General features: G+C 42.3%; 5 protein-coding genes and 1 other annotated feature. Of the genes, 3 read left to right on the forward strand and 2 right to left on the reverse strand.

The window, feature by feature from the left end:
• Positions 1 to 98: 98 nt before the first annotated feature.
• Both mnmM and mnmL read right to left on the reverse strand, forming a co-directional pair.
• Positions 99 to 677, reverse strand: coding sequence for a tRNA 5-(aminomethyl)-2-thiouridylate-methyltransferase MnmM (gene mnmM / locus EDD68_RS15045; RefSeq protein WP_132373307.1), 579 nt, complete (start codon positions 675 to 677; stop codon positions 99 to 101).
• On the reverse strand, positions 671 to 1,633 hold the full coding sequence (gene mnmL, locus EDD68_RS15050) for a tRNA modification radical SAM protein MnmL/YtqA (protein ID WP_132373309.1): 963 nt from the start codon (positions 1,631 to 1,633) through the stop codon (positions 671 to 673). The genes mnmM and mnmL overlap by 7 nt, the downstream gene beginning before the upstream one ends.
• Before the next feature lie 158 nt (positions 1,634 to 1,791).
• Here mnmL and EDD68_RS15055 point away from each other — a divergent pair, with 158 nt between their 5' ends.
• The 3 genes from EDD68_RS15055 to EDD68_RS15065 all read left to right on the forward strand — a co-directional run bounded on the left by EDD68_RS15055 (position 1,792) and on the right by EDD68_RS15065 (position 5,569).
• On the forward strand, positions 1,792 to 2,073 hold the full coding sequence (locus EDD68_RS15055; RefSeq protein WP_132373311.1) for a YtzC family protein: 282 nt from the start codon (positions 1,792 to 1,794) through the stop codon (positions 2,071 to 2,073).
• Between the two features lie 79 nt (positions 2,074 to 2,152).
• Positions 2,153 to 2,366 (forward strand) — a binding site (T-box leader).
• A gap of 108 nt (positions 2,367 to 2,474) precedes the next feature.
• On the forward strand, positions 2,475 to 4,889 hold the full coding sequence (gene leuS / locus EDD68_RS15060; protein WP_132373313.1) for a leucine--tRNA ligase: 2,415 nt from the start codon (positions 2,475 to 2,477) through the stop codon (positions 4,887 to 4,889).
• A 332-nt stretch (positions 4,890 to 5,221) separates the two neighbouring features.
• Complete coding sequence (locus tag EDD68_RS15065) at positions 5,222 to 5,569, forward strand: rhodanese-like domain-containing protein (protein ID WP_132373315.1); 348 nt, start codon at positions 5,222 to 5,224, stop codon at positions 5,567 to 5,569.
• Positions 5,570 to 5,777: the final 208 nt, after the last annotated feature.

Consider the following 5,777-nt stretch of genomic DNA (forward strand, 5'->3'; position numbering starts at 1 on the left):
GGACATTAAAAAAGATGACCCCGAATCAATATCGGGATCATCTCTTAGCTGCATAGGGTTTTTATAACTGTCCACTTTTCGGGGTACAGTTCATACATTCATGAACGGGTCTCTTTCTTTTCAATTGCCAGAATAAAAGGAGGGTTATTTTTTTGATTTAAAAACTGGTATTGCAAAACCTGATAAACTTTTTGGTCAAGTTGGGATAAGTAACGGATTAAAGCATCTTTTTCCTCTTTTCCGCCTGAATGCCCGTGGTATACGACCAGCACGATCAGGCGGCCTTTCTTCAAATGTTTCAGAAGAAGTTGAATAGCGGTTATGGTGGTTTCCGGCGTGGTCACGATGGATTTATCACTGCCTGGCAGATATCCCAGATTAAAAATAGCCCCTCCCAGATTGTATCTGGCGTTTTCCGGCAAGTATCTCTCAAGGTGTTCATGTCCATCATGGATAACTGTGACATGATTCAGGCCCATTTCCTGAATACGGGTCTTTGTGTTTTCCACTGCCTGTTTCTGAACATCAAAGGCCAGGACATGACCAGAATGGCCAACAATATCTGCTAACATGACTGTATCATGCCCATTTCCGGCTGTGGCATCAATAGCAAAGTCTCCTGATTGCATACTGTTCTGCAGCAGCTCATGAGCAAAAGGAATAACCCGTTTTAACATGATTTCTTCTGACTCCTTTTGTGAAAATATTTACCCTGCCAGCTGTTCCGGCGTTCCAGTTCCCGATCGATGCCATTTAATACTTCCCACTTATTCATACTCCACATCGGACCAATCATTAGTTCTGCAGGGCCATCACCGGTGATCCGGTGAATAATCATCTCCTCGGGGAGAATTTCCAGCTGATCAACTACAAGCTTCACATATTCTCCCTTTGTTAAAAATTGGAACATCCCTTTTTCATACTGTTTGACCATCGGTGTTCCCTTTAGCAGGTGTAAAAGATGAATTTTTATTCCCTGAACATCCATGCTGGCAACGGTTCGTGCGGTTTCCATCATCATATCATCATCTTCTCCTGGCAAACCGTTTATAATATGGGAACAGACTCTGATGTGATGCTTTCTTAATTTTTCCACTCCTTCAAGATAGCAATCGAGGTCATGGGCACGATTAATAAGGTCGGCTGTTTTCTGGTGGATCGTCTGCAGTCCCAGCTCTACCCAGAGATATGTCCGTTCGTTTAATTCGGCCAGATAATCCACGACATCATCGGGAAGACAATCGGGCCTTGTAGCAATCGATAATCCAACCACTCCATCCTGTTTTAAAATGGTCTCATATTTTTCTCGAAGTTTCTCAACCGGAGCATGAGTATTGGTATAAGCTTGAAAATAACCGATATATTTGCCGTCTTTCCATTTATGATGCATCTTTTGTCTGATTGTTTGAAACTGGGTTTCCAGATCATTTGTACGATCTCCGGCAAAATCACCGCTGCCGGCTGCTGAACAAAACGTACACCCTCCATAGGCAACCGTTCCGTCACGGTTCGGGCAGTCAAACCCGCCATCCAGGGAGATCTTGAAAACTTTATGGCCAAAGATCGTTTTTAAATGATAATTCCAGGAATGATATCGCTTGTGATCAAAGGAATAAGGAAAAGGATTGTTCATTGTTAGGCTCCTCTTTTATGTGAATTGATCGCGTTCATCACTATCCAACAGCCATTTTAGCATGTAAAAACGCCGGTTAAAAGCGAGAGTTTTGGTCTGATTGAAACATGAATACAAAACCCATGGAAAACACAAAATAGTCAAGAGGTGATCAAGCGATGACAACAAGGAACTCCATGGAAAAACTAAAAAAAAATATTGAGGACAAAATTGAATTTGCCAAAGAGGAACTGGATGAAGCAAGAAAATTAGGACACAACACAGATGAACAGTACACCAATGCCCAGTCTCTGCTCCAGCAAGCAGAAAGGGATATTGAAAAAATGAAAAATAGTGCGAATGCCGAGCAGAGGGAAGAGCTTCACCGGATGCATCTTAGGATTTATCAGATATTAAATGACATGATTCTGGACCGCAATGATATAAATGACTACAGGTAACATTTCTTGTCAGATTTAAACGAAAATACCTTGACATTCCTGACTCCCTTCATTAAAATACGGTTACAAATAGTGACTGGCAAAAACGATGTGAAGGAGTAGTAGTGAACGGTTAAGCATTCAGAGAGGCAGCGGCTGGTGTGAGCTGTCCTTAATCTTCACGAACTCGCCTTCTAAGTTGCAAGTGCGAAGGAACAGTAGTGCTTGCCGTTAATCCGCGTTAAGGATATGAGCGGGCACTTTTTAAAGTGCTAATTTGGGTGGTACCGCGGGAACAATCTCTCGTCCCATGTTATGGGATGGGAGTTTTTTTATACGTTTAATGATTCAGACAATTTCAAATGAATGGTAGATTGAACCGGGGCCAGCTGATCTGGCGAAATAAAAAGGGAGGTTTAAGAATGTCATTTGATCACAAAAAGATTGAGAAAAAGTGGCAGCAATACTGGGAAGAAAACAAAACATTTAAAACGGATACTGATAGTGATAAGGAGAAATTTTACGTATTGGATATGTTCCCTTATCCATCAGGAGCAGGTCTTCATGTAGGCCACCCGGAAGGCTATACGGCAACCGATATTTTAGCCCGGATGAAGCGGATGCAGGGATATGAAGTGCTTCATCCGATGGGCTGGGATGCCTTTGGTCTCCCTGCTGAACAGTACGCCCTTGATACGGGAAATAATCCAAAGGAATTTACCGATAAAAATATTCAAAACTTCCGCAGGCAAATCAAATCACTGGGATTTTCCTATGACTGGGACCGGGAAGTGAATACAACAGATCCGAATTATTATAAATGGACCCAGTGGATTTTTCTGAAGCTGTATGAAAAAGGCCTGGCGTACATTGACGAGGTTCCGGTTAACTGGTGCCCGGCTCTGGGAACCGTTCTCGCCAACGAAGAAGTTATTGACGGCAAAAGTGAGCGTGGCGGCCATCCGGTCATCCGCAAACCGATGAAGCAGTGGGTTCTGAAAATTACCGAGTATGCAGATCGCCTGCTTGAAGATCTGGAAGAGCTTGACTGGCCGGAAAGCATTAAGGAAATGCAGCGGAACTGGATCGGACGGTCTGAAGGTGCTGAAATTACCTTTGAAATTGATGGAACGGGTCATTCTTTTAAAGCATTTACAACCCGTCCGGATACCATATATGGTGCAACGTATGCAGTGCTCTCTCCAGAACATCCGCTAATTGACAAAATTGTAACAGATGGACAAAAGAATCAGGTAAAACAGTATCAGGAGGAAGTGGCTGCAAAAAGCGATCTGGAGCGGACAGATTTAAATAAAGAAAAAACCGGTGTTTTTACTGGAGCCTACGCCATTAATCCGCTAAATGGGGAAAAGATGCCCATCTGGATTGCTGATTACGTGCTGATGAGCTATGGTACAGGGGCTATTATGGCAGTACCTGCTCACGATGAACGGGACTATGAATTTGCAAAAAAGTTTGAACTACCAATTAAAGAAGTAGTGGAAGGCGGAGACGTTGAAAAAGAAGCTTACACGGGAGACGGCAAACATATCAATTCCGGTATTTTAAACGGATTGAACAAGGAAGAGGCTATCGAGAAAGCAATCGAATGGCTGGAGGAAAACGAAAAAGGGGAGCGAAAAGTGACCTATCGCCTCCGTGACTGGCTGTTCAGCCGTCAGCGTTACTGGGGTGAACCGATCCCGATCATTCACTGGGAAGACGGAACCATGGAACCAGTTCCGGAAGAAGAACTGCCTCTCACCCTGCCTGAAACTGATCAAATTAAACCTTCAGGAACAGGGGAATCACCACTGGCCAATATTAAAGAGTGGGTGGAAGTCACTGATCCTGAAACAGGGCGGAAAGGCCGCAGGGAAACCAACACCATGCCACAGTGGGCCGGCAGCTGCTGGTACTATTTGCGTTATATCGACCCGCACAATTCAGATCAGCTGGCAGATCCAGAAAAGCTGAAAAAATGGCTTCCGGTTGATGTGTACATTGGCGGTGCCGAGCATGCCGTTCTTCACCTGCTGTATGCCCGTTTCTGGCATAAGGTACTTTATGATATCGGAGTCGTTCCGACGAAAGAACCATTCCAGAAGCTGTTTAACCAGGGTATGATTCTCGGTGAGAATAATGAAAAGATGAGTAAATCAAAAGGAAATGTTGTCAACCCTGATGAAATCGTTGAATCCCATGGAGCAGACACCCTGAGACTTTATGAAATGTTTATGGGACCACTGGATGCTTCCATTGCCTGGAGCACAGAAGGACTGGATGGTGCAAGACGTTTCCTGGACCGCGTCTGGCGCCTGTTTGTGGATGAAGATGGTAATTTGTCGAACCGGCTTCAGGACAAAGAAAACAACAAGCTCGACAAAGTGTACCATGAGACAGTAAAAAAAGTGACGGATGATTTTGAACATCTGAGATTTAATACAGGTATTTCCCAGCTGATGGTGTTTATTAATGAAAGTTACAAGGCAGAATTTGTACCAAAAGAATTTGCAGAAGGATTTGTAAAACTGATTTCACCGGTTATTCCGCATATTGCAGAAGAACTTTGGAGCAAGCTCGGACATTCAGGCTCCATCAGCTATGAACCGTGGCCAACATATGATGAAACCAGACTGGTAGAAGATGAGGTGGAAATCGTTATTCAGGTCATGGGAAAAATCAGGGCAAAAATCATGGTGCCAAAGGATGCTTCAAAAGATGAACTTGAAAAAATGGCCCTGAACAATGAAAAGATACAGGAATGGATTCAAGGAAAAACAGTTCGCAAAGTCATCGTGGTCCCGGGTAAACTGGTAAATATAGTAGCCAATTAATTCCAGTGACTTTTGTAAATGTCTGAAGAAGGCATGGATCTTCTTCAGACATTTTTTTGTGAACTTCGAGACTGTGGTCTCTTTTGTAATGAGCAGGTGATAGTCCTCTGAAAGAATTTAGTTTTGCCTTCCGGGGATTAGAGGGACATCCGAATCTTTTTCTTGCCAGGGGGATAAACAAGCTGTGAATGTTTACTTTTTTTCGTATAATACCCCTAATCGTATCTCTTGACTTTTAGTGAAAAACAGATAAAATGAATCGAGGCTGGGTGAATGATCACCAGAAAATAATACCTCATCTTTGTGCAAACTTCATGGAAAGGAGAATGGATATGGAAATTCTTGTTATTACGGCTACCGTACTAGCCATCATATATATTGTGAAAAATTTTATATTGCCCCTTATTTTTTTGAAAGAACTAAACACCGGTATGGATCTTGAAACTATATGTAAAAAATACTGTTTAATCGATTTAAGGGATTATATAACAGCGGATAAAAACCCATTTCCACATGCTCGAAATATCCCACTGTCTTACCTTCCGCGAGAACTGGAAAAAAACTTTCCATGCGATAAGAAAATCTTATTAATCTCTGAAGATAAGCGGACGGCCCGTTTAGCTGCAAAATTCATCCAAAAACAAAAACGGGATAAAATATATTTTTTAAAAAATGTATAAAACCTATTGACATAGGGTTTATCTTTTTATAATATATTTATTGCTGTCGCATTTACAACAAGAAATGTTGACAGCATATTATCTCTGTGTTATATTTAAGAGCACCGAAAAAGTTCGAACCTTGAAAACTGAACAAAACAACTTGTAACGCCAGAAGCGAGAATCAAATGATTCAAACGATTTTTTGGAGAGTTTGATCCTGGCTCAG

This window comes from Melghiribacillus thermohalophilus (assembly GCF_004342905.1).
Lineage (GTDB): Bacteria > Bacillota > Bacilli > Bacillales > Alkalibacillaceae > Melghiribacillus > Melghiribacillus thermohalophilus.

What these genes read in the sequence shown, in the direction of transcription:
- mnmM (WP_132373307.1), bottom strand. Translation starts at nt 677, where the DNA reads ATGTTAAAACGGGTTATTCCTTTTGCTCATGAGCTGCTGCAGAACAGT.
- mnmL (WP_132373309.1), bottom strand. Translation starts at nt 1,633, where the DNA reads ATGAACAATCCTTTTCCTTATTCCTTTGATCACAAGCGATATCATTCC.
- EDD68_RS15055 (WP_132373311.1), top strand. Translation starts at nt 1,792, where the DNA reads ATGACAACAAGGAACTCCATGGAAAAACTAAAAAAAAATATTGAGGAC.
- leuS (WP_132373313.1), top strand. Translation starts at nt 2,475, where the DNA reads ATGTCATTTGATCACAAAAAGATTGAGAAAAAGTGGCAGCAATACTGG.
- EDD68_RS15065 (WP_132373315.1), top strand. Translation starts at nt 5,222, where the DNA reads ATGGAAATTCTTGTTATTACGGCTACCGTACTAGCCATCATATATATT.